The organism is Streptomyces sp. NPDC059917 (genome assembly GCF_042730635.1).
Classification (GTDB): Bacteria; Actinomycetota; Actinomycetes; order Streptomycetales; family Streptomycetaceae; genus Streptomyces.
Genome location: NZ_JBHWLC010000001.1, coordinates 128,974 through 149,848, shown reverse-complemented (window position 1 = coordinate 149,848; position 20,875 = coordinate 128,974). Strand labels below are relative to the sequence as shown.

Sequence of the window (20,875 nt, the reverse complement as noted above, 5' to 3'; positions counted from 1 at the left end):
TCGGCGTTGGGCTAGGTCCATCGGGGTGGGGCGCGTCGACGTGCCGCGAGATCGACCAGCGCACCCAGACCACCGCGGGGCGGACGTGGGTGGCACACAGCCTAGGCAAGATATTCGAACGTACGATCTAATGGAGGGAGGTAGTCCGCACCGCCGAGGAGCACCCCGTGAGCACCACCGCCTCCGCCAGACCCCAGCCCGTCACCTGGGCACCCAGCCGGACCGGCCCGTGCACGGCCTGCCACTCCCCCTGCTGCCGGTACGGAGTGGGCGCCTCGACGTTGTGCGTGAGCTGTAGAAGCGCACGTCAGATGGTGGTCCAGGAGTGGTGATGTCCGAGCTGCCGCCGGACGCCGCCCGGCTCCGCACCCTCGTCACCTACCTCCGCACCGAGCTCACCCGCGCGGAGCGCGCGCTCCTGGCCGCCGAGCAGGAGGAAGCCGCGACGGCACATCGCAGGACGCCGCCGGAGCCGCCCGCGTGGCTGGTCGAGCACGGGACAGGCGTAGGGCGCCCGCCCACCCAAGTCCACGTCGGGGACTGCTGGGCCACCGGAAAACGCTGCGTGCCCGCCTCCGCCGAGCAACTACGCGAACTCCTCGCCCGCGGCGTCCCCGCCTGCATCCACTGCCGCCCCGACACCGCCCTCTTCACAGGGGACGGCGCCGGTGCCGACTGGGGCCAGCCGTAGAACACCCCTGGGACGGGCCGGCGTCGTAGCCGATGCTCTGCGCGAGCATCTCCAGCCGACCCGCGGCCTTCAACGCCCCGGCCGGCTCATCATCCACGAACCGGTCAAGTACCTCGGTCAGCTGCGCCAGCAGGTGGTCGACCTCCTCAGCGAGGCGCACCACGACCATCCCGCACACGATGACCCACACACGGCGGAATCCCGAAGAACAGGGCGAAGGCTCGACGGCACCGCGGACCAGGGTCCAGGGGTGCGGCACGCGCGCGAAGTCGCCGGCTGCCGGCCGCAATACGAGTGGACCTCTTCCCTCGGCTATCGCGGTGAAAGACACCTCATGCGGTAACCCGTCAGGCCGCGGGGTGTGAGGCCTTCCCTTTACAGATCTTGCCGAAGGTCCGCGCCGGGCCTCAGCCAGCGCCCAGAGGCCAGCTGAGCGTGGAGGCCGGGCGGGTGGGTCACCAGGGGCCGAAGAACCGTGTCCACCAGGTGGGCCGTGCCGCGAAGTGCTCCAGCCCGCTGGGGCCCTCGTAGTCGCTCTCCAACAGTTCCTCGGGGACACTCACGTAGCCGAGGTCGGCCAACGCCCGCTCCACGGTGGCGAGGTCGCCGAGGTCCAGCGCCCCCTCCTCGTGGGCCTCGGCCGTGCCGAGGAAGGCCCCCGGATTGTCGGCGCAAACCTCTGCGAGGGAGCCGAACTTGCTCACGCAGACCACGATCCGCGTCCCGCAGACCGTCGCGTCCGCAGGCACGTGGACGCGCCCGTACTCGCTGGAGTCCTGGGTGTCCCGCTCGGACTCGCACGAGACACCGAAGTCCGCTTCGAGCCGACGCACCAGCCCGCCGAACTTGAGGCCGGTCGCCGCGCGGTCGTAGTGCAGAGGCCGTTCCAACCGCTCCGGGTCATCAAGCTCGCGCAGCAGTGCCAGTAGTTCTATCTCGCTCTTCGCCATCCGCACATCCTGCCGCCCGTCGGGCGGGAGCGGTGAGACAGGGCCATCCTCATCACGCAGTAGCTGTCGCTGCTGGCTGGGTCTCTGATGGGAAAGCGATTGCTTCATCGAATGGGACGCGTGCCAGCAGTGGTGGAGCTGGCCGAGCATCCGGTTGAACAAGTGCCGCAGGGCTTGCATGTGCCAGTCCCCTCCTGCCCGGCGGCGCCGGTAATGGTACGCCTTCAGCCCTCCGGCCGTGGCAAACCGGCTCCTGTCGTCGCCGATCTCGCCCAGAATGCGGGCACCGAACTGGGGCCGATCCCAGGGAAGCTCAGCATGATCGCCGCGTCCGGGTGCCAGCGAAATGCCTCCTCGGTGGCACGCGCCAGGTCATCGACCGCCTCGCAGTTCGCGTCCAGTTGCAGCAGCAGGGCCCGTGCCTGCTTGCCCATGGCGTCCTCGACTAGGGGCAGCTGCCGAGGGGCCCCCTCGCGGAAGAGCTGCTGGGTTCGTTCGGCGTCCGTTTCGATACCTCGGCGGCGGCCGGCTCACCGGAGCATGGCCGTCAGCTTCCACATCTGCAGCTTGGCGGCCAGGGCAGGCGTGGGTGCGACGGCGAGGATGCGGCAGGCATATGGGCGGGTCAGGGTTCCCGGCTCGTCCTTGAATGCCTCGATCATCGCCGGGAAGTACTCCCTGAGGAGGGACCGCAGCTGATTGGCGACCTGCTGCCGGTTCCAGACCGCGTCCAGCTGCGCCCGGGCCAGGACAGCGACGGGCTGGGCCAGGTCGGTGTCGGCGGGCCAAGTGCGGTGCATCGGCGCGTCCGTGCGGCTGATGTTCGCGAGGACCAGGGCGTCGCCGGGGTCGGACTTCTCGCGGCTGACTCCGTGGCGGTCGCGGTAGCGGGAGGCAGCCATCGGGTTGACCGCGTAGATCTTCCGAAGGCCTTGCCTCAGCGTTGGGACCAACAGACCGCGGCTGGTCTCGATGGCCACCGGGATCGGCGTCTCGGCGGTGTCACCGTGCTCGGCCAGGAGGTCCAGCAGCAGTCGGTAGCCGTCCAGGTCGTCGTTGATCCGGCACTTGGCCAGCAGCTTGCCGGTGTCGTCCACGAGCGCGACGTCGTGGTGTCCCTCCGCCCAGTCGATCCCGCAGAACACGTCCATGGATCCCGCCCCTTTTCCGGCGCCGTTCTCGAAGGCGAGCACACGGAGAAGACGCGTCACCGTGCGGCAGTTCATCCATCGAGGATCCCGAACCCGACGGGCCTGTGGGGGGGCAGAACACGCCGCCCCGGGCCCATCAGAGATCCAGAACCTCTAATTACTAACGAAATAGAGGTGTCGTTTTCGGGAGAAGGCTTGCCCATGGCCCCTGACCTGTACGAATGGAAGATCGCCAAGTTTGGGGGGTCCCACCTCCGATGCAATCCTCCTGCGGGGGCAGGGCTCGGCGCCGGTCTCCGCGGCCGGGGAGGCTTGCCAAAGTGCGCTGGACGGCACGGACCTGAACCACTGTCTCCTCCCTCGTACGGGTGGCTCCGTCACCGCCGGCGAACCGCCCGGCGTCGTCATGCTGTCGAAAGGTGCATGAAACCGATCGACGAGCAGCACATCGCGGAGCCCGGCCTGGTGGTGCCGGACATCACCGGCGGGGACGAGGACACCGTCCGAGCCGTCGCGGCCGCGCTCGAAGAGCGCTGGGCGACCTCGGGGTATCGGCTCGGTGCGCAGAGATCCCGGCGAGCCCGGTGTCCGGGCGCGGGTCTACGCCGACGTCCTGCGCCCGGGACGCGGGAGCCCGTAGCCGAAAGCCTGGGCAAGCCGCCTCTGACGGGGTGGCTTGCCCGGCGGGCGCCGCGGTCAGCTGTGGCGGTGGAAGAGGCTGCGCCAGGGCGGTCCGGCGCGTGCTCCTCCTCCAGCAGTGGCGGCACGGCCGCTTCGAGCCGGCGCTCTTGCGGCTGTGCCGCAGGGTGTTGGACCGTAGGGGATCCGACGTACGCCACAGGGGAGAGAGCAAGTCCGTGAAGGCAGTGGCTCTCTACACGATCCTCTGGGCCGTCACGGCCGGGGTCGCCTGGCGGTGCTGGAGGAGGTGGCGCCAGGGTGCCGACCAGTTGTGGCCGGCGAAGTGGGGTGCCCTGTCCGTGACGCTTCTTACGCTGGCCTTTTCGATGGCGTTGACGCTTCATCCCCTCGGCGTGGCGCCGGCCGTCACCATCAGCCTGGTCACGGTCCTGCTGGGAGGTGCTGCGGCGAGCATGATCGCCACGCACGTGTCCGTCCGCCGTGCCGACGCCGCGACCCGGGCGATGCGCACCGGCCTTGGGCTACCGGTCGAGCGGCGCATGTGGCGTCCTGCCACCATCGGCATCCTGTGGTGCACGGGCGCCTTCCTGCTGTTGATGGTGTGGGTGCTCTCCATCTCCTTCGACGAGCAGCGGCTGGAGAGGGAGCAGGCTTTCAACGCCGGTCTCGCGATCGCGTTCTGCGTCATCGTCGTGGGGCTCGTACACGCCGGCGTCCAGAAGACGCGCATCAGCCGGGAGCAGCAGCGCGTTCGCGATGCCGAGGTCGCATACCTCTCCCCGGACTCCGAGCGCCCCCAGTAACAGTTGGGCGGGCCCGGTCATGGTGACCCCCTTGAGATCGGCGGTGTCAGTCGTCGAGCTGCGCTGGGCGAGCCGAGTGGGTCAGGGGTGACATCCTCCCTGGACGCCGAGGACTGGCCCGCGCTGAGCATGACGGCCCGGTCGGGATCGAGGGCGACCCCGACAATCCGGAGGAGTAAGGGAGACTGGATGCCCCCGGCGGCGTGCCAACGTCCGGCCGATGCTGCCGCCGCCGGGCCCCTCTCTACTCCGCCCGCTCCGCCGCGTAGGTGCCGTCCGTCAGCACCGCCTCGGTCAGCTCGAACCACTCCTCCCCCGCGGGACCGGTCCAGTCGATCCGGGTGCCGGCGGAACGGCTGCTGGGCAGGTGCAGCGGCTGACCGTCGCTCACGCCGCCGGCCATGTTCTCGATGTAGAGCAGGGTCTGGGCGGCCGGCGTACGCAGGTCTGTCCGGAGTCCCTGGCACCGGATGCTGTCCGCGGCCTGACGCATCTCGTCGGTCAACCAGCCGGGTTCATCTCATACATCGCGCCAGCATGAAGCGGGTCCCGCTTCCGCCGGAGGCGGCGTGTCCCGCCGACGTGGTGTTCAAGTGCCCAGTCCCAGCGGCTCGCCACCACTCCCCGATATGCGCGGCACGGGCCAGGCCTGCTCCCAGCGCCAGGACGCCCACCGGTCAGCGTCCGCGAACGGCCCCGCCCGGTCCTCGAGCATCGTAAGGACCTGGGCGCGGGCGAGCTCCACGGCTTGGTGCTCGATGTCGGTGACGATGCCCAGGCGCCTCACGTGGACGTACTCGTCTTCGTCCTTCCACGTCCACGTGCTCAGATCGGGGTCGATGACGAGGTCGACGGTCAGGTCGAACGTGTCGAATCCGGCCCGGGTGCGGCGGGTGGGGCGCTCGAAGTTGACGTACCAGTTCCTCAGTCCGGCCGCGGTGAAGAAGGCGTTGATGCTGAACCACGCCGTCGCTGGTTTCCACAGCAGGAGCTCCGTCTCCTGCCACACCCCGGGGGCGAGCCGCCACTCCCCCGTCGCCATCGCGTCGAACGCCTCCGTGCGCACCGACCGGTCTCCGTCGACGCGGGCCTTGGCGTACAGGGCCGGCCACAGCGTCTGGGCGCCGGGCGCGCAGGCGGTCACCAACGCCTCGCCGGTGTCAGCGATCACGCGCAGCGCATGCTCGCTCCACACCCGCCCGGAGCGGTGCACGTCGCGCCGCACCACCGTCTCCCCCACCCCGAAAGTCTCCAACGGTTCCCCTCTCGTTGCGGCCCGGCCGGAACACCCGGCAGGACGGGCACCACCCTGAGCGCACGCGGCCGGGGCGGGCAAGCCCCCGTGCGGGGCAGCCTGCCCGGGCTCCCCTGGGGTTTGCCCAGCCACTCGGGCTTGCCCAGCAGCGCGGCCAGGCTTGCCCAGGCTTGCCCGCCGGTCAAGCCTGCCCAGGCGGCGTCTCCCACACCGGGCGGGCAAGCCCGGTCCTCTCGCACTGGAAGCACCGGTCGCACCCAGGCGTGGTGCGGGCCGCGATGGTGGCGACGGCGTGGCACAGGGGCCGGGTGAGGCCATCGAAGTGAGCATGGTGAGAAGGGAGTGCATGCCGCTTGCTGAGGTGGACCTCCACGGCAGTCCCGGGCCCGGTCCCGGGCCGGGATGGACAGTTCCATGGCGACGCCGCGGGCGAGCGCGTGGAGGAGTCGTGGAGCCGGCCTATGGTCTCGGCTCCGGACAGCTCCACCCGTGCTGTGCAGTAGGTGTCGTGCGGATCGGTGAGGGCCAGCAGCGCCTCCGGTCGCGCGAACGGCACGAGGCGGCCGACCGGGTCGTGGTGTGCGGCGTGGGGGCCGGGGCGAAGACGAACAGCACGGGTGGACTCGACCGCTCCCCCGCGATCATCACGGCCGGAGGCACTGTGCCTGCGGGTCATAGCAGTTGAGGCCCATAGATGAAGCCATCTCGGCCGCGTAGGCGGATGCCTCCTCCGCCATGCTCCAGCGCATCGGGAAGTAGATCAGGGGGCCACTGGCCTCTCCGAGAAGCGGACCAGTCGACCACGGCGAGTTGTCGTCCTCGTCCTCGTCCTCGGTGAGATCCGGCCATCGTCCCAACAGTACGGCGACATAGGCTGCGATTTGCTCGGTCGGAGCAACACCGGGCCCGTCCGCGGCGATGTACTCGTCGTACAGATCGGTGAAGCACCGGCCCGCAGCAGCGTCATCTGAAGGCCGCTCGCCTTCCCAGACAGCAAGGTCATAACTCATGCGCGAAGCCTGCCATCCAGCACTGGCAGAAGCGCCGGCGGACCAGATCGCCTGAGCAGCCGTTGTTCTACCGATCATGGTGGGCGTGAGTTCGAGTGTGGTTGCCCGGCCGGGTGATCTTCCCCTGGTCTGGGCATGAGGTCAGGGCCTCCCGAACAGCTCGTGGGTGCCGCATCCATCAGAGCGTCAGGAAACCCTGGTGCCGCAGTCTTTCGTGCTGTCGACCGCGTCGTCCCACTCTTCTTCCCGGCCTTGGGTCAGGCCCTGGTCTCAGGCTCCCCGCTGTCCGGCCCGGGATGCTCCCGACGCTCTGGAGGGCGGCGAAGTCGGCGTGTGCCGGCGTCGAAGGCCTCCGGGTACGCCTGCCCGTTTCTCGTGCTCGGCCACGGCCCGGTAGACGCTGGACAGGCTCGGATTCCGGCCCCTTGCGCCAGCCGGTGGGGACGATCAAATCGAGCTGAATCTGCTCACCGCCCGCGCGGCGCCGCAGGACGGTATGGAGCATGTCATCGGTGATGACCGGAGGCCGGCCGTCGTGCTTGCCCTTGCGGGCCGAGGTGTCGAGCCCGTCCAGGGCCGACTCCCGGATGTTCTCCCGCGCGCCGTGTCGATCTCCCTGCAGCTCACGAAGGACCTGGCCATCAAGGCCGGGACCCCCGACGCCGCCTGGCGAGCGGCTGCGACCGGGTGAGCTCGGCAGGCTCTGCCCGGCATGATGGGGCCGTGACCGACGACGAGTACATGAATGACCCCGACTTCTGGGCCCGGGCTTTGGTGAACGCACTCGGCCGCATCGTCGGCGAGGTGAGCATGATCCACAGCGTCGAACCGGCCAGGCGGTCCGAGCAGGCCGCGCATCTCAGCAATGCTGCGGTGTCGGTGGAGCGGATCACGGCAAGGCTCGACGAGCTGAGTGATCCCGACCGGCCCCTGATGCTCGGCCCGATACCGGGCCTGCCGCAGGCTCCGGCCCGGCACCTCCCCTACGTGTATCCCGACCAGTTGTTCATCGAGGTTCTGAATCACCGCTTCAGCGGCTCACAGCGGCGAGCCCTGACCGGGGAGATGATCACTGTCTGCGAGGAGGTCAACTATCTCCTGGCGTGCACCAAAGGCGGAGCGATCGGAGGTGCCTGGCACCAGTGTGCTGCCGAGCTCACACGGTGCACGAGTTTGTACGAGAGCGCCTGGCAGCGGTTCGCGGCAGCTGTCGGCGACGGCACTTGGGAGACCCCGCCGTCTCCGACACTGGGGCCGGAGACCACGCAGGCATTCCGATCGGCTGTGGAAGGGCTTCGGGCAGCGCTCGACGTCCTGAGGCGAGAGACACGACTGGTCGGCCTCGACAGTTGGGTTCGCTGACGCAGGGGGCGGTTGCTGATAGCCCGGCCTCGTCGACCGGATCAGCTCGCAGCGCACCGCAGGCCCGCTCAAGGAACTCGTCACGGTCATGGGGTCCCACCGGAGCCCCTGCGGATCAGTGGCTGCTGTCGTTCCGATCGGGAGTGGTGTCGGTCGAAGGGGATCTCGTTCGGGTGATCGCGATGGGTTTCGGGCATGAGGCGCAGGGTCTTTCGTAGCTCGGTAGGAGCCCACGCCAACGTGTTTGCCAGGAGGCCCTGTTGTCACAGACTTGCGCCTTCTCGCAGGGCGGGTCCAGTCCGAACGATTGTCGTACTGGGAAGGCACAATCGGCGCATGTCTGAGATCTTCGTCGAACTGGGGGAAGTCAATGCGCCGTCGGGTGCGCTGGTCCTCGGCATGGCTGGGTGGATCGACCAGTGGCGGGACCTGGGGCAGCCCTTGTCCGAGCGTGCCAGGACGGTTGCGGCGAGGGGAGGAGGCCATCTTCAGCAGTGGTTGTGCGAGGCGGTCGCGGTTCCGGCAGAGGACGACCGGCCCTTGATGGTGCGGGCGCGCACTTCGCCGTCTCCGTTCGGCAAGGAACCGACGATCGCGACCCTGGAGATCAGTCTTGGTCTTTCGTGGCCTAAGACCGCGGACCGGGCGGCACCGGTCCGACTCGGGGACCTGCCCGTCGACCGGTGCGGCATGGTTGTCGGCGATGCCGCGGGGCTGGACGCGTGGACGGGAATGGACGCCGAGCCGGCGGACGGGCTCGCCGATGTCTTCTACTGGGGCCTGTACGCGGACGACGCACATGCGCGGTTCGGTGGTGAGCGGATCGCGCAGCACGGCGTCGACGGACCGCATGGGTGGCTGGACCTCCCGGTGGCTGAGGCGGCGGCACGTGCGGCCGAACTCGCCGCCTGGCGGGACCGCCTCCACGGCAAGGGCCTCATGTCTCGGTCGACAAGCACACCGATTTCCACCGCTTCCAGCGGGCCGGGTGGCACCATCCGCTCCATGTCGGTGCGATCGACGTCGGCGGTTGCCGGGTGCTCGGCATTGAATGGGACCAGGGCGACCACTCGATTCGGCACCGCGGCGAGCGGGACGCCGGCCAGGTCTATCCGGTCACGCTCGAAGCTGACGAGACGGGGACGACAGTGATGCGATGGACCATCCCGCCCTACGACCTCTGCGACGAGGACGAGTGATGAGCCCTGTGACGCGAGTTGCGAGATCACACGGGCCAAGCGGGTCGAGCATGCCATTTCGCGGCGACGCGCTGAGGGCAGCGCGAGCGGACTTAGTGGCGGAGCAGTGAGTAGGGCGAGCCGTCACACAGTCCAGCAGGGCCGGCGCTGCCGCTGACGTACGGCGTCCACGTACGACAGCTCGACGTACGGTTCTGCGAGATCCGCCCCAGCCGGTACGGCCACCAGCTCCCCCAGCGCGGTCAGCCGTACGGCTGGGTTCACTGATGGAAGGCCGAACGACTGGGATCGCCGAGTAGCCGCCTCGATGGGATGAGAACGGTCAACCCTCGGTGGCAGCTCCTGCCTTCGACTCCCCCAGCTGTTCCGGTGCTAACGCCGTTAGCACCCCGGCCAAGAACGTGGCGGCGCCCGCCGGGGGATCCGGCGGGCGCCTTCATGTGCCAACGGTAGAGCTACTGCTCACCGTGCGCGGCCAGGAGCCGCTCCAGGAGAAGCTCACGCTGTGCACTGGACATCTTCTCGAGAATGATGTCGGCCACCTTGAGACCGTCGTTCCACGGCATGTGGGGAGCGCCTGCCTGGGGTGCCTCACTGATCGACGGGGTCTCGGCGTGTGGGGAGAGCGGAGCGGTGCTGGAGTCGGCACCCGGAGTGGAGTGCCCGGTGCTAACGGCGTTAGCACCGGGAGGCGAAGTCTGGGTGCTAACGGCGTTAGCACCCTGGACGCTCGACTTGCGCCGCTTGGACACTGCACGCTTGGCCAAGGCTTCCTCAGCGGCACTCTGCTGCTGCTGCGCCGGAAGTTGACCCACGTTCCGTGCGATCTCCACGGGCAGGGTCCGGTCCTCGACGGCCTCCTGCAGTTCGGGAGTGAGCTTGAGCAGGGCAATGCGCTGGGTGACCCAGGGGCTGGACTTGCCCAGGGCACGCGCGACGGCTCGTTGCGATCCGTGAACTACGACGAGCCGCTGGAGGGCCTTCGCTTCGTCGAGAGGGTCGAGGTTCTCGTGCTGCACTGCCGCGATGAGGGCGGTTTCCAGGAGGGTGTCGGCGTCCTGCGCGAGGGAGTCGTCGACGTGGACGGGAACCTCGTCGAGCCCGGCGAGGTTCGCTGCGGCCAGACGCCGGTTGCCGTCGACGACCACGTACTCCGCCTGGCCAATCTGTTCCTGCTGCCCGGGGTGGGCGGCGAGGAAGGCCTGGCGTGTGACGGCCGCGAGGGGCTGGATGACGCCCCGGGAGGCAAGGCTGTCCGCGAGGTCCTCGACCGATTTGAGTTCCTCGCGCGGGTTGTAGGGGTTGTGCGCAAGAGCCTCCAGCGGGACGCGCAGCGTCCCGGCCGGGGTGGCTGCAAGCTGCTCCGCAGCCGAAGTGTCCTGGCCCGCGAACCGCGCGAAGGAAGCCGCGCGGCTGCTCATGGGCTGGGCGACCGCGTTGAAGGTGGGGGAGTCCCCCAGCCTGTCTGCCTTGCTCATACGCTCTTCACCCCGCGGGCGATCTGCCGCATCTGATGCGACTGCTCGCAGTCGGGTGCGTAATCCAGGAGCGGTCGCTGCTTGCGGACGGCCTCGCGCTGCTCCTTGACGTCGGGGACGACGGCGAGGACCGGGGGAGTGCCCAGTGACTTCCATTTGTCGAGGGAGGAGGTCGCGATGTAGCCGCGGCGGCTGTCGAATTTGTTGACGACGAGGCCGAGCTGCTCGATCTCGATGTCGAAGTCCCGGGAAAGGGAATCGATCTGCTGGATGAGCATCCCGTACGCCTGGGCGGAGGTGTCCTCGGCTTCGACCGGGATGACGAGGCCCGAGGAACCGGGCCGCTCTCCGTCGCGCTGGCGGCCGTAGTTGAGGGCGGCGTCCATGGCCAGCCCCAGGCTGGGAGGGGAGTCGACGACGATGACGTCGAAGTGCTCTTCGAGGGGGGCCAGTGCCCGTTCGAGTGCGGCTTCGCGCGGGCCGCGGAAGACGGTGAGGCCAGAGTCGAGGAGGAACGCGTCGAACGCGGCGGGCAGGATCCGCAGACGGCCGCCGAAGCGGTCTCCGCTTATGGCGACGGTCAGGTCGAGCAGGGTCTGCTTCGCCTGCTCGCGGTGGAGCATGTGCGTGATGAGGCTTTCCTCACCGGCGGGGATCGCGGTGAGGCCCAGCTGGTGGGTGAGGTGGCCCTGGGGGTCGTAGTCCACGAGGAGGACCTTCAGCCCGCCGATCGCGGCAGAGGCCGCGGCGCCGATGGCGGACGGGTCCTCCGCAAGGGCCTCGGCGAGGCCGGCGGAGACAGCGGTCTTGCCGACGCCGCCCTTCTGGTTGCAGACGATGATCCGCCGAGTGGTCTTCTGTGCCTCGGCGGGGTGGTCGGCCAGCCAGAGGACGACTGACTGTGCCAGGCCCTGGATGTAGGAGACTCCGCGCTCGCGGCAGTCGGTCTTGAAGTCCTCGTAGAGGCCTTCGGGGAGGTAGGTGCCGAAGGAGTCGGCTCCGGCGGTGTTGGCCGCGGGGAGCTCGTCCGGGCAGTCGCGCCAGGCCTGGATGCCCGCGGCGACCGCATCCTGCATATCGGTCTGGAGCTGCGCTGCACGGACCTTGAGTGCCTGCTGGAGGTGAGCGGGCAGCTTCGAGGCGAGCTTCTCCCTCTCAGCTCCCGAGTTCGGAGATGACATAGACGGCAACATACTGCCGCGATATGCGATATCAGTGATCCAATAAGCGCGTTTTGCTAACTTTCCACGGCAGTTGCTACTCCAGTGCTAACGCCGCAAGCACTGAACCTGGGGGTGCTAACGCCGTTAGCACCCCCAACTCGCATACCCCGGCCCTGCCCCATCGCACCTCAACCGGTGTCCCGTCTCACCGAACCTCGACCGATCTCACTGAACTTTGATCGGTGCCGCTACTGCGCAGCGTCGAGGCCGTAGTCGGCCCACCGGCGAGACCTCCAGCCAGAACTGGCAAGGTGGGCACATGAAACCGCTCTCGGAGATGAGTGAACGCGAGTACTTCGCCTTCGTCGGCAAACGCCCAGGCATGTTCGTCGGCAAGGCCTCCTTCAACAACCTGACGGCGTTCCTGATGGGGTACGACCAGCACGCCATGCGCCACGGCGGAGACGGGCTCGCCAACTGGAGCGAGTGGCTCGTCGACCGCCGCGGACGGGACTGTAACCACGCCTGGCCCGGCCAGGTCCTTCACATCGCCCTCCCCGACGGCTGGGACGACTCCTGGAACCTTGCGCCTGAGGATGATGAGCACGCGATCAAGGTTCTGTTCGAGCTTCTCGACGAGTTCGCTGGCGAGCGGCAGTAGCGCAGCGCTCGCCGGCCTCCGCGGGTCTGCGCGGACCAGCGGGACTACCGGTCAAAGTTCAGTGAGATCGGTCAAGGTTCGGTGGGACGGGACAACCGGTCTCGCTGCCCCTTGCCCACCAGCCACAGACCATCCCAGACACCCACTACTGCGCGCCTCGCCGCCTTGCCCCCCAACGGACCGGGCACGCGCACTCTGCGCATCCCCGCCCTCGCCTCCAATGGATCGCCGAAGGCGGAGCCTCAGCTCCCCGTACCGACAGTGCTTGTGGAGCAGAGCCCCTGTCCGGCCGTCAGCTGGACATGGCTCACGAACGCCCTGCGCTGATGTGGCGAGAGCCAGGCTGCTGTTCTGGTGATCTGAAGGCGGACCAGCCCCAAGACGCTGCCCCTGAGAGCAGAGTCATCAGCCGCAGCAGCGGGGGACTCGGAACGCAAAGAGCGGCCCCCGTCTCCCGGTCGGTCTCCGGATGGCGGCCGCGATCTGGCCTCACCACGTCCAAACGCCTCATGCCGCCGCCCCGATCAGGGCGGCGGCCAGGAGCTCGATGCCTCCGGTCTGGTCCGGGTTGCTGAAGTTCTCACGCTCTTCAAACTGAACGGCGCACTCGTCGCGGTGACGGTAGACCCGGGTACGACCGTGGCCGCTCGGACTTGCAGCTCGGTGTTGAGGCGGTCGGCGTCGCGCGAGGCGAGCCGGGTCTGGGTGTACGGGCCGAGGCGGAGCACAGTGAAGCCGGATCCGTCAGCCCGCCGCGCTTCGACGCCGCCGCCATAGTGGGCCGGGGGACATGCCGGCATCGTCGGGAAGGTCGAGGCCCGCGGCAGCGTGGGAAAGCGCGGTGTAAGCCGGCTGCCAGAGGCCGAGGATCGTGGCGGTCTCGCAGCGGAGCCAGCCCCTACGGGTGTAGCGCTGGGCGTAGGCCGCGGCGTGCGGGGTGTCGGGGTGGACCAGAGCGATGGCGATCACGTCAGGTCCGTGGTCGTCGCCCGGCCGGATGTGTGCACGTTCGATGTGGGCACCGACCCGGACGGCGACGTCCTGGGCGCAGCCGGGGGTCCAGGGTTGGGGGGTGCGCAGGGCGGCGAGCATCGCGCGGAACGCGTCGACGACGGTCTGGTCCGCGGGGGCGAGGACGGTGCCAGGCACGGTGGCGCGGCGTCGGAACAGGCGGCAGATCATCGGCGGCTCTCCTGCTCGGGGTGGGCGGCGGAGACCAGGGCGAGGGCCGCGGTCACGGTGTCGGTGAGGGTGGTGCGGACCGGTACGCCGTGGCGAGGTGGGCGACGTAGATCAGGTAGCGGTTGCGCTCTGGGTTGGGGCAGTCGGGCGGGCAACCCAGGACTGACGGTCGCGATGCCGATCCCGAACCCGGCGGCGAGCTCGGCGTAGGTGTCACCACACCGAAGGCGGGCCAGGGCGAGCAGGGCCCGACGGCCGACGGGCAGTCGTCACCACCGGGTACCGATCTCCCTTTGCCGAACTGCGAGTTGCTCGGTCAGGTACCGCAGGGTACTGCTGGACAAATCGATCGACGACGGGTAGACCAGCACGCGAAGCTCGTGGCGGACACGGGTGATCTTGGTCGAGAACCCATCTACCAGGAGCTTCGTCGTTTCGTACAGCCGACCATCACCACAGCCCCACCGTCAGGTTGAAAAAAGCTCACTGAGTTGAGGGCGCGCCCGCCGTGTACAGCGGTGCTGACGTCAGGGCCAGTTCGCCAGCCCTCTCCAACAGGACCTAGGGTCGAACGCAGCCCGCACCGATATGGCGTGTGCGGGTCAGGCCCGGTGCCCGCTTCGATCGGGGGCAGTACCGCCGGGCCGCCTTCATCCTTCCGTCGGTGGCTCCCGTATCCACTCCTGTACGACAGGCCGGCTATGGGGCCGCGGTCTTGCGGCACGACTCGGGCAGGTGGGCCTGGACCTCGGCTGCGAGCTCGGCGGTGGTGCGGGTGCCCTCGAGGACGAGGTCCGCGCTTTCCCGGGTGGGGGCGACGTGGCGGGTGTACGAACGGTGACTGGCGTCGTATCCGAGGAGGCCGGGGGCCGGGTCCAGACCCTCCTGCAGTTTCCGGAGGGTTTTGCGGACGACGCGAATGTCGGCAGGGGTGTCGACGTACACGGTCAGCGTGGCGAGGGCGGTGAGCTGGGGCAGCGCGAGCGCGAAGGTGCCCTCCACGATCACGAGGGGGCTGGTGGCGTGCTCGGCGAGCGCGCGTTCGATCCGGGCGTGGTCGAGGGATCGTGGGTCGCTGAAGTCGACCAGTCGGCCCGGTTTCCCGTCGAGGCGGGGAACGCTCGGGGACAGGCCGGGGTTGCGGTGAAAACAGGAATCCAGGTGGACCAGGGCGGCTCCGGACATGGTGGCGGCCAGCGTGTAGGCGAGGGCAGTCTTGCCGGAGCCCGCACCTCCGCCGATGAGCAAGATTCGCGGTAGGTACTGGGTCACGTGTGCAGTGTCTCAATTCATGGTTGGAACAGCTGAGGCAGCCGATTCGGCGAGGGCCACCTCGACCTCAGTGTCCGGCCCGCGCTACCTGCGAGCGGCCGCCGCTTTTTGTAGGCGGCTGCCCTCAGCACCAGCGGGGGCGGGATCGTTTCCCCGGTGAACCCGTAGCCCAGCCGGGTGAGTTGATGCTCGAGGCCATCTACGAGCTGGGGCCGGGAGGGCTAGGCGATGCTTCTCGGATCATCTGGCTCCGCACATGATCCGAGAAACATCGCCTAAGCAACTCGGCCGGCTCGGTGGCCGTCCGCCGACCTTCGACCGCGAGGCGTACAAGCAGCGCAACACCGTCGAGCGGTGCATCAACAGGATCAAGCAGTGATGCGGCCTGGCCACCCGCTATGACAAGACCGCCACCCCTGTACCTCGCCGGACTCAACATCGCCGCCATCTTCATCTGGTCAGCCAGGTGACTGCGGCCGGGTGCCTAGACCCATCCCTCATCGAGGTACACCGTCCAGGTGTCTCTCACTGCCTTGTGCAGTTCAACCAGGGCCGCAGCGTCTGCGATGGCTGCCGGGGCGTCGGACAGCCGCAACGGGGAGTCCGGGACGCTGTTGCGGGTGTAGACCGGCAGCTCGCCATTGCAGCTGAAGGCGTGAAGCGATGGGGGAGCACCGTTGAACCATGCCGGACGGTTCTCCTCGGCCCACGCAGCCGCAGCGTCGACACGATCCACATGCACCAGTAGATGCTCAGGAGCAGGCCCGCCACTGAACTGCACGAGGAAGCCGTGAGCGTCCACTGCCCACCAATCCCACAGGAATCCGGGTCGGGGGTGCCGCAGGATTGCCGTCATGCCGTCACCGTATCCAGGCCAGACAAGGCCGTTGAAGGTGATCCGAAGGAAACGCCTAGATGTGTTGTCCGGGGAGGTTGGTGACGCGGCTGGCGGGTGTCTGGCCACTGATGCCGGTGTGGGGTCGGTGGTAGTTGTACCAGTCGATCCAGTCGGTGAAGGCTTCCTGGCATTGCCGGTCTGAGGTGTAGGGCTGTTGGTAGGCCCATTCCTCGAGCAGGGTGCGGTGGAAGCGTTCGACCTTGCCATTGGTCTGCGGCCGCCAGGGCTGGGTCCATCGCGGGCTGATGCCCAGGTCACGGCAGGTGTCGCGCCAGGTGTTCTTGCTGTAGGCCCAGCCGCTGCCGGTCTTGTTGCGCCGGCCTTCGGCCCGGCCGAGGGTCTTGTGGCCGCCGCCATCGGGAATCCGGCCGAGTTTCTTGACGTCGATGTGGATCAGTTCGCCCGGCCGGGAGCGTTCGTAGCGGCGGATGGGTTCGCCGGTGGCTCGGTCCAGGGCCGCGAGTGGTGGCAGGCCGTGACGGGCCAGGATGCGGTGGGCGGTCGAGGCGGCGATCCCGCACCGGGCCGCCAGCCGCAGCGGACCGATGCGGTGCTCGCGCCGCAGGCGCAGGACCTGTTCCTCCACCGCCGTCGGCGTCCGGGCGGGCTGGTGGTGGGGGCGGCTGCTCCGGTCACTCATTCCGGCGACGCCCAGAGTGCGGTAGCGGGTGGCCCAGCGGGCCGCGGTGGTGTGGCTGACCTGGAAACGTTCCGCGGCCCGGCGCACGGGCCAGCCGTCGTCCACGACACAGCGGGCCGGGCGCAGTCGTCCGGTCTCGATCAGCGGGGCATTACGGTGGATCACGAGGGCCTCCTCGGATCTGTGTAGATGTCGCAATCCACACCGACCCCGGAGGCCCTCACGCATTTCAAGGACCCAGCACGCGTGTCACCAACGTCCCCGGACAACACACCTAGACCATCCGTGTGATCAAGACCGTGATGATGCGCGCTCTGCCCGCGCTCGCCCTCCCCGCAACGCCCCTCCTCACCACCACCCCCGCCTCGGTTGCCACCGGGCATCACCCCATCGCCGCCCCACCCTCCGCTGTAGAGACGGGCGTGGTAGGGAGGCAGCCAGCCAGCCAGCAAGGTCGACATCGTCCCCCTCGCCAACGCCTGGCGCTCCGGCGCCGACCTCTGGGATACCGCCAAGCGGAAGGCCTTCGCCAACGACCTCCAAGGCCCGCAGCTCCTCGCTGATGGCGATATCTGAATCTCCCCACCCGGCGCTCGGGCTGCCCGCAGAGTTGCTCGGCTTGATTCCCCAGGCAGACCCGCGCTGACCTGCGGACGGGCGCCACGCGGGAGGGGCCGCCCGATAGCCAGCCAGCACCAGGGCCTCGGTGGCCGGTCCAGGGTGCGCGGAGCGCATCGCGCGAGCGGCGCCGAAGGCGCCCTTGACGGGCCGGCGTCGCCCGGACACTGAACGGTCGGGCGGCCCCGGCACGCCGACGGCTTGGCGCTCGCCGTGCTTCCCCACTCGCTTGAGGAACGGACCGAGTGGGGCGAGGAGTAGCCCTGGTCGTTTCCAGGGCTGTGACCGCGCTTCCGTGATGACTACGACCTTTGCCGCTCATGGACGTGGGCGCCGGGTCAGGCGGACTCGAAGCTGGGGGTTGCGGGTCCGATGTTGCCCGTTTCGTCCATGAACTGAAGATTCATAACGAAGTTCAGGACGAACGCGGTGAACGAGCCGTCGAAAGTCACGCAGCTGGATCCATGCACCGCTGTGACGACCTTCCATCGGTTCGGATCAGGGCTGCACGGCATGAAGAAGTGGTCATCCCCGCCGAAGTCGTACCCCCAGTAGATGAGACCGTTTTCCTCAGGGTGGAACGGATAAGGAAAGTCGTCGGGGCGCCGCTCGCGGGACCGGCTGATGCGCTCGTGCATCTCACGCATGCGTGGCAGGAGCGGAGTCGAGCCTTGGGGGTGGAAGACCATGAGCTCTTCGGAGATGATGCCGCTGCCGTAGGCGTCCATGAAGGCCTTGTAGTCGCTCGGCAGCGACGAGCCGAGGTGGTTTTCAACCTGAGCCCAGTCGCTCGGCGAGTGCGGCCTTGGCGCAGGCTCTCCCAACAGGCGCTTCAACTCCTCAAGGTCTGACACATACCCACCTCGCTCAAACGTCGCGTTGACCAACGATGACGAAGATAGCTGGGCCAGTTCGGCCACGGTCGAAAGGGGGAGTGGTCACCTGGATCAGTTCCTCGGGCCGTGATTCCGACAAGGCGGCATGCCGGATCGCTTCGTCGCGGCACAACTTCTCTATGGGGTTCCGTGAGCTGTCGGACGTCCTGCTTCCGGGGATCGAGCTGAGGATCGGGCGGCTGCATGCGAGCGTTCACGTTTCTCGACTCTGTCGGGGATCTTGTGATGTCGCAGGGTCATGGGCCCAGGAGTACGCGTTGGCGTAGGAGGTCGAGGTTGGCTCGGCCGTAGGCCATTGCGCTTGATGAGCTTGACGCGGGTGACGTGGCCCTCAATCTGTCCGAAGCTGCATGGCGTGGAGAGTCCCGCGGTGACGGCGTCGAAGTCGCGCCGCAGGCCGCTGACCAGCGAGTGGAGGGCTGGTAGGTCGTCGGCAAGGACTCGCTCCATCCAGTCGGGAAGTTGGTCTCCGCGGAGGTGGTGGAGCATCTCAGCGAAGTCGTGGACGTGCCGTGCGGCAGCGTCGAGGTGAGGACAGGCCATACGAATCTCCTTCAGTTCCGCGGCGTCGGCGGCCGCGAGGTGTTGAGGGTTCGTCATGATCCAGCGGACGACGCGTCGAGGCTTCGGGCGGTCCTGGGCTGCGGCCGGGACACCGGTTGCTACTTCCGTCCTGGTTGGCGGGGAGGTCTGAAGGCGCGGAAATAGCGGCGGAGGCACTGGACACTCCCGGTGAATCCGTGCTCGCGCAGTTCCCGGTGGAGATGGGGAATGTCGTGACAGCCCTCCAGCCAGCGGGCGTGGAGGTGGGGCTTGTGCTCGTCCAGCAGGGACAGCCGTCCGGTGGCCTTCGCCAGGAGTTCGTCGAGGCTCGCGGCGCGGGCCAGGCACTGTGGCGGTCCTACGCTGCCGCCTTGGAGGGTCTCGACGGGGTGACCCTCGTCGACGTCGACGTCGAGCGCTCGGTGCCGCACCTGTGCGTCGTGCTCGTCGCCGCCCGCGACCGCGACCGCATCTTCCGCACCCTGCGCGAGCGCGGCATCGGAGTGGGCACCCACTACCCGCCCAACCACCTGCAGCCCGCCTTCGCCCCCTAGACCCGCACTCTCCCCGTGACCGAGAGCGTGGGTCGAAAACTCCTCACCCTCCCCTTCCACCAGCACCTTACCGACGCCGACGTCCGCCGCGTGGCCGCCGAACTCGCCAGCGCCGTTGCCGAAGCCAAGGCCGACCGGTGACTCGGCCCCGGCGCATCCTCACCGTCTGCCTCGGCAACATCTGCCGCTCACCCCTGGCCGCCGTCATCCTCGCCCGCCACGGCGGGGCGGCCGTCGAAGTCCGCTCGGCCTGAATCCGCGACCGGTGGCAAGGCGAGCCCGCGCACCCGGTGATGGTGGCGGCCGCGGCGGCGCGCGGCTACGACCTCAGCGCCCACCGGGCCACCCAGGTCACCGACAGCCTCATCGACTGGGCCGACCTCGTGCTGGCCATGGACGCCACCAACCTCACCGCCCTGCACGCACTCGCCCCCGCGGCCCGGCACGCCACAAGATCGGCTTGTACCTGGGCGGCCGGGACGTCCCCGACCCGTACGGGAGGGAGCCGTAGGCCTTCACCGAGGTGATCGACCTCGTGGAGACCGCGGCCCGCCTGCACCTGAAATAGCGGCCAGAAGGGAGATCAGCCGCTCGCGGCGGACAGCAGGACGTCCACCAACCGCTCCGCGGCATCCGGCCTCCCGTACGCACGGGCCCGTCCCGCCATCGCCGCCCGCCGGGCGGGATCGGTCAGGAGCGGGCCCACCGCATTCTGCAGACCTTGAGCCGTGACCTCGCCCAGCAGCGCGACCGCGGCCCCCGCATCGGCCAAGTGCGTCGCGTTGTGCGCCTGCTCGTTCCCCGCCGACGTCGCCAAGGGGACGAACACCGCGGGCTTGCCCAACGCGGTCAACTCCGCCAGCGTCCCCGCCCCGCTCCGCGACAGCACCACATCAGCCAGCGCCAGCACGTCCGGCAGCTCCGACCCCACGAAACCCGTCAGGTGGTACCGGCCCGCCAACACCGGGTCCAGATCCGCAGCGGCACGGCGGAGTTCGTCGACGTTCGCCGGACCGCACTGGTGGATCACGTTGGCATGGGTCAGCAGCCAGGGCAGCACCTCCCGGACGGCGCCGTTGATCTGCTGCGCACCCTGCGCACCGCCGGTCACGTACACGGTGGGCAGTCGACGGTCGAACCCGTAGAGCGCCAGGGCCTCGACCGCCTTGTCCGGGTGGCCGACGAGTACTTCCGGTCGCACCGGGTTCCCGGTGACGACGGCGCGCTCGCGCACCTCGGCGGGGAGCAGGGGCAGCGAGGACTCGGAGGACACCGCGATCCGCGTTGCCGAACTGGCGAGCTTCCTGTTCGCCAGGCCGAGCCGGACGGTCTGCTCGTGCAGAACCAGCGGGCGACGGCACAACCGCGCGGCGAGCCCGGCCGGGACCGCTACGTACCCGCCCGTCGCCAGGACAACGTCCGGCTGGAAAGCGGACATGATCGCCCGGGCCTGAGCGACGCCGAGCGGCACCCTGGCCATGTCCTTCATGTTCGCGGCGGACAGCATCTTGAGCGGGTTCGAGGAGCGGCGGATCTTCCCGGTGGCCACCGTCTTGAACGCGATGCCCTCGGCCGGAGCGACGCGCGCCTCCAGACCGCTCTCCGTACCGATCCACAGGACGTCGAGGGTCCCGCCCGCTGCCGCGAGACGAGCTTGCAGAGCACGGACCGCGGTCAGGGCGGGGTAGGTGTGACCGCCAGTCCCTCCGCCCGTCACCAGCAGCCGGAAGGGACGCGAGAGCGAGGAGATGTCCACCTGAGTAACCCTACTGGCGAGTGCAGCCGACCGGGACGAGCACGAACAGATGGGGACGAGGCCCCTGATACTCCGGGCTGGTGAACGGCCTCGGGGAACAGCGGTACAGCCGTCAACGCTAAGCCGGTGATCATGGGCTGCTAGCACAGCG

General features: G+C 68.7%; 24 protein-coding genes and 2 pseudogenes. 11 read left to right on the top strand and 15 right to left on the bottom strand.

Annotated features, from left to right (window positions below):
* Nucleotides 1-331 precede the first annotated feature (331 nt).
* A complete protein-coding gene (locus ACFWAR_RS00780; protein WP_385772091.1) occupies nt 332-691 on the top strand; it encodes a DUF6233 domain-containing protein in 360 nt (119 codons plus the stop codon).
* 455 nt (nt 692-1,146) lie between these two features.
* Here ACFWAR_RS00780 and ACFWAR_RS00775 read toward each other — a convergent pair whose 3' ends face one another.
* Nucleotides 1,147-1,641, bottom strand: a complete 495-nt coding sequence (locus tag ACFWAR_RS00775; protein WP_385772090.1) for a hypothetical protein — start codon at nt 1,639-1,641, stop codon at nt 1,147-1,149.
* A gap of 52 nt (nt 1,642-1,693) precedes the next feature.
* Nucleotides 1,694-2,792, bottom strand: a pseudogene (locus ACFWAR_RS00770) (transposase).
* Nucleotides 2,793-2,993: 201 nt separating this feature from the next.
* Between ACFWAR_RS00770 and ACFWAR_RS00765 the strand changes: the two are divergent.
* Together ACFWAR_RS00765 and ACFWAR_RS00760 are read left to right on the top strand one after the other, a co-directional pair.
* Nucleotides 2,994-3,653, top strand: a complete 660-nt coding sequence (locus ACFWAR_RS00765; protein WP_385772089.1) for a DUF6207 family protein — start codon at nt 2,994-2,996, stop codon at nt 3,651-3,653.
* Complete coding sequence (locus tag ACFWAR_RS00760) at nt 3,650-4,237, top strand: hypothetical protein (RefSeq protein ID WP_385772088.1); 588 nt, start codon at nt 3,650-3,652, stop codon at nt 4,235-4,237. The genes ACFWAR_RS00765 and ACFWAR_RS00760 overlap by 4 nt, the downstream gene beginning before the upstream one ends.
* A 244-nt stretch (nt 4,238-4,481) precedes the next feature.
* Here the strand turns inward: ACFWAR_RS00760 and ACFWAR_RS00755 are convergent, their stop codons facing one another.
* From ACFWAR_RS00755 to ACFWAR_RS00745, 3 genes are all read right to left on the bottom strand, one after another.
* The gene (locus ACFWAR_RS00755) at nt 4,482-4,742 is read right to left on the bottom strand and encodes a hypothetical protein (protein ID WP_385772087.1); all 261 of its coding nucleotides are present in this window, start codon (nt 4,740-4,742) and stop codon (nt 4,482-4,484) included.
* Between the two features lie 84 nt (nt 4,743-4,826).
* Nucleotides 4,827-5,477: a DUF402 domain-containing protein gene (locus tag ACFWAR_RS00750; RefSeq protein ID WP_385772086.1), complete on the bottom strand. Its 651-nt coding sequence runs from the start codon at nt 5,475-5,477 to the stop codon at nt 4,827-4,829.
* Between the two features lie 659 nt (nt 5,478-6,136).
* Nucleotides 6,137-6,502 (bottom strand): hypothetical protein, encoded by a 366-nt coding sequence (locus tag ACFWAR_RS00745; RefSeq protein WP_385772085.1) that lies wholly within the window; start codon nt 6,500-6,502, stop codon nt 6,137-6,139.
* A 723-nt stretch (nt 6,503-7,225) separates the two neighbouring features.
* Between ACFWAR_RS00745 and ACFWAR_RS00740 the strand changes: the two genes are divergently transcribed.
* Both ACFWAR_RS00740 and ACFWAR_RS00735 read left to right on the top strand, forming a co-directional pair.
* Complete coding sequence (locus ACFWAR_RS00740) at nt 7,226-7,864, top strand: hypothetical protein (RefSeq protein WP_385772084.1); 639 nt, start codon at nt 7,226-7,228, stop codon at nt 7,862-7,864.
* Nucleotides 7,865-8,200: 336 nt separating this feature from the next.
* Nucleotides 8,201-9,016: a hypothetical protein gene (locus ACFWAR_RS00735; protein WP_385772083.1), complete on the top strand. Its 816-nt coding sequence runs from the start codon at nt 8,201-8,203 to the stop codon at nt 9,014-9,016.
* Between the two features lie 502 nt (nt 9,017-9,518).
* Here the strand turns inward: ACFWAR_RS00735 and ACFWAR_RS00730 are convergent.
* Nucleotides 9,519-10,541 (bottom strand): ParB/RepB/Spo0J family partition protein, encoded by a 1,023-nt coding sequence (locus ACFWAR_RS00730; protein ID WP_385772082.1) that lies wholly within the window; start codon nt 10,539-10,541, stop codon nt 9,519-9,521.
* The gene (locus ACFWAR_RS00725) at nt 10,538-11,722 is read right to left on the bottom strand and encodes a ParA family protein (protein WP_385772081.1); all 1,185 of its coding nucleotides are present in this window, start codon (nt 11,720-11,722) and stop codon (nt 10,538-10,540) included. Before ACFWAR_RS00725 ends, ACFWAR_RS00730 begins: the two co-directional genes overlap by 4 nt.
* A 301-nt stretch (nt 11,723-12,023) precedes the next feature.
* Between ACFWAR_RS00725 and ACFWAR_RS00720 the strand changes: the two genes are divergently transcribed.
* Nucleotides 12,024-12,365, top strand: coding sequence for a hypothetical protein (locus ACFWAR_RS00720; protein ID WP_385772080.1), 342 nt, complete (start codon nt 12,024-12,026; stop codon nt 12,363-12,365).
* 744 nt (nt 12,366-13,109) lie between these two features.
* Here ACFWAR_RS00720 and ACFWAR_RS00715 read toward each other — a convergent pair.
* The 3 genes and pseudogenes from ACFWAR_RS00715 to ACFWAR_RS00705 form a co-directional block, all read right to left on the bottom strand.
* Nucleotides 13,110-13,547, bottom strand: a complete 438-nt coding sequence (locus tag ACFWAR_RS00715) for a hypothetical protein (protein WP_385772178.1) — start codon at nt 13,545-13,547, stop codon at nt 13,110-13,112.
* Between the two features lie 167 nt (nt 13,548-13,714).
* Nucleotides 13,715-13,918: pseudogene (locus ACFWAR_RS00710) on the bottom strand (transposase family protein); the annotation flags it as partial.
* A gap of 328 nt (nt 13,919-14,246) precedes the next feature.
* Complete coding sequence (locus ACFWAR_RS00705; RefSeq protein ID WP_385772079.1) at nt 14,247-14,819, bottom strand: uridine kinase; 573 nt, start codon at nt 14,817-14,819, stop codon at nt 14,247-14,249.
* A gap of 256 nt (nt 14,820-15,075) precedes the next feature.
* Between ACFWAR_RS00705 and ACFWAR_RS00700 the strand changes: the two genes are divergently transcribed.
* Nucleotides 15,076-15,198, top strand: a complete 123-nt coding sequence (locus ACFWAR_RS00700; RefSeq protein WP_385772078.1) for a hypothetical protein — start codon at nt 15,076-15,078, stop codon at nt 15,196-15,198.
* Nucleotides 15,199-15,303: 105 nt separating this feature from the next.
* Here the strand turns inward: ACFWAR_RS00700 and ACFWAR_RS00695 are convergent, their stop codons facing one another.
* From ACFWAR_RS00695 to ACFWAR_RS00680, 4 genes are all read right to left on the bottom strand, one after another.
* Entirely contained in the window at nt 15,304-15,675 is a 372-nt protein-coding gene (locus ACFWAR_RS00695; protein WP_385772077.1) for a hypothetical protein, read from the bottom strand.
* A 55-nt stretch (nt 15,676-15,730) separates the two neighbouring features.
* Nucleotides 15,731-16,522 (bottom strand): integrase core domain-containing protein, encoded by a 792-nt coding sequence (locus tag ACFWAR_RS00690; RefSeq protein ID WP_385772076.1) that lies wholly within the window; start codon nt 16,520-16,522, stop codon nt 15,731-15,733.
* 791 nt (nt 16,523-17,313) lie between these two features.
* Nucleotides 17,314-17,895 carry an SMI1/KNR4 family protein gene (locus ACFWAR_RS00685; protein ID WP_385772075.1) on the bottom strand — a complete coding sequence of 194 codons (582 nt, stop codon included), beginning with the start codon at nt 17,893-17,895 and terminating at the stop codon, nt 17,314-17,316.
* Between the two features lie 93 nt (nt 17,896-17,988).
* Entirely contained in the window at nt 17,989-18,591 is a 603-nt protein-coding gene (locus ACFWAR_RS00680; protein ID WP_385772074.1) for a transposase, read from the bottom strand.
* Nucleotides 18,592-18,686: 95 nt separating this feature from the next.
* On the opposite strand from ACFWAR_RS00680, the gene ACFWAR_RS00675 reads away from it, so the two are divergent.
* From ACFWAR_RS00675 to ACFWAR_RS00660, 4 genes are read left to right on the top strand one after another with little or no spacing between them, the layout of a single operon-like run.
* Entirely contained in the window at nt 18,687-18,968 is a 282-nt protein-coding gene (locus ACFWAR_RS00675; RefSeq protein ID WP_385772073.1) for a DegT/DnrJ/EryC1/StrS family aminotransferase, read from the top strand.
* A gap of 15 nt (nt 18,969-18,983) precedes the next feature.
* A complete protein-coding gene (locus ACFWAR_RS00670; RefSeq protein WP_385772072.1) occupies nt 18,984-19,109 on the top strand; it encodes a hypothetical protein in 126 nt (41 codons plus the stop codon).
* Nucleotides 19,106-19,222: a low molecular weight phosphatase family protein gene (locus tag ACFWAR_RS00665; RefSeq protein ID WP_385772071.1), complete on the top strand. Its 117-nt coding sequence runs from the start codon at nt 19,106-19,108 to the stop codon at nt 19,220-19,222. The genes ACFWAR_RS00670 and ACFWAR_RS00665 overlap by 4 nt, the downstream gene beginning before the upstream one ends.
* Nucleotides 19,223-19,261: 39 nt before the next feature.
* A complete protein-coding gene (locus tag ACFWAR_RS00660; RefSeq protein WP_385772168.1) occupies nt 19,262-19,495 on the top strand; it encodes a hypothetical protein in 234 nt (77 codons plus the stop codon).
* Between the two features lie 56 nt (nt 19,496-19,551).
* Here the strand turns inward: ACFWAR_RS00660 and ACFWAR_RS00655 are convergent, their stop codons facing one another.
* Nucleotides 19,552-20,724, bottom strand: a complete 1,173-nt coding sequence (locus tag ACFWAR_RS00655; RefSeq protein WP_385772070.1) for a glycosyltransferase — start codon at nt 20,722-20,724, stop codon at nt 19,552-19,554.
* Between the last annotated feature and the right edge of the window lie 151 nt (nt 20,725-20,875).

Excerpts from the sequence above, each read along its gene's own strand:
- ACFWAR_RS00695 (WP_385772077.1), bottom strand. The coding sequence starts at position 15,675 with ATGACGGCAATCCTGCGGCACCCCCGACCCGGATTCCTGTGGGATTGG.
- ACFWAR_RS00725 (WP_385772081.1), bottom strand. The coding sequence starts at position 11,722 with ATGTCATCTCCGAACTCGGGAGCTGAGAGGGAGAAGCTCGCCTCGAAG.
- ACFWAR_RS00780 (WP_385772091.1), top strand. The coding sequence starts at position 332 with ATGTCCGAGCTGCCGCCGGACGCCGCCCGGCTCCGCACCCTCGTCACC.
- ACFWAR_RS00765 (WP_385772089.1), top strand. The coding sequence starts at position 2,994 with ATGGCCCCTGACCTGTACGAATGGAAGATCGCCAAGTTTGGGGGGTCC.
- ACFWAR_RS00730 (WP_385772082.1), bottom strand. The coding sequence starts at position 10,541 with ATGAGCAAGGCAGACAGGCTGGGGGACTCCCCCACCTTCAACGCGGTC.
- ACFWAR_RS00715 (WP_385772178.1), bottom strand. The coding sequence starts at position 13,547 with ATGATCTGCCGCCTGTTCCGACGCCGCGCCACCGTGCCTGGCACCGTC.
- ACFWAR_RS00700 (WP_385772078.1), top strand. The coding sequence starts at position 15,076 with ATGATCCGAGAAACATCGCCTAAGCAACTCGGCCGGCTCGGTGGCCGT.
- ACFWAR_RS00745 (WP_385772085.1), bottom strand. The coding sequence starts at position 6,502 with ATGAGTTATGACCTTGCTGTCTGGGAAGGCGAGCGGCCTTCAGATGAC.
- ACFWAR_RS00775 (WP_385772090.1), bottom strand. The coding sequence starts at position 1,641 with ATGGCGAAGAGCGAGATAGAACTACTGGCACTGCTGCGCGAGCTTGAT.
- ACFWAR_RS00735 (WP_385772083.1), top strand. The coding sequence starts at position 8,201 with ATGTCTGAGATCTTCGTCGAACTGGGGGAAGTCAATGCGCCGTCGGGT.
- ACFWAR_RS00660 (WP_385772168.1), top strand. The coding sequence starts at position 19,262 with ATGGTGGCGGCCGCGGCGGCGCGCGGCTACGACCTCAGCGCCCACCGG.
- ACFWAR_RS00720 (WP_385772080.1), top strand. The coding sequence starts at position 12,024 with ATGAAACCGCTCTCGGAGATGAGTGAACGCGAGTACTTCGCCTTCGTC.